Below are 335 nucleotides of genomic sequence, written 5' to 3'. Positions count from 1 at the left end.
GCTCGTCGCTTGCTCCAGCTCGGCGTCGATTGCTCCCTGATGGCACCCTCCAAAACCGAGCGCAAGGCCACCGAGCCCATCAAAACCGACAAACGCGATGCCAAGCTCATTGCCAAACTTTTCCGCAATGGGGACATCACTCCCGTTCACATCCCACCGGTGTTAGATGAAGCCGTGCGTGACCTTTGCCGCGCGCGAACCGATGCTTCTGACGACCTCGCTCGGAGCAAACAACGATTAAACTCTTTTCTCCTGCGGACCGGATTCCACTACAAAGGAACAACTAACTGGACCGCAGCACATATGCGTTATTTGCGGGAGCTTTCTATGCCAAA

Annotated in this window: 1 protein-coding gene; it reads left to right on the top strand. The window is 55.2% G+C overall.

Going from position 1 to position 335, the window contains the following annotated elements; genetic code table 11:
* Positions 1–39: 39 nt before the first annotated feature.
* The coding region (locus JIN78_RS17075) for an IS110 family transposase (protein ID WP_200393202.1) at positions 40–335 on the top strand (296 nt) is incomplete at its 3' end.

Source organism: Roseibacillus ishigakijimensis (assembly GCF_016595415.1).
GTDB lineage: Bacteria > Verrucomicrobiota > Verrucomicrobiia > Verrucomicrobiales > Akkermansiaceae > Roseibacillus > Roseibacillus ishigakijimensis.
Note: the sequence above shows the minus strand (reverse complement) of the source record. Positions and strands in the feature narration are given on the sequence as shown.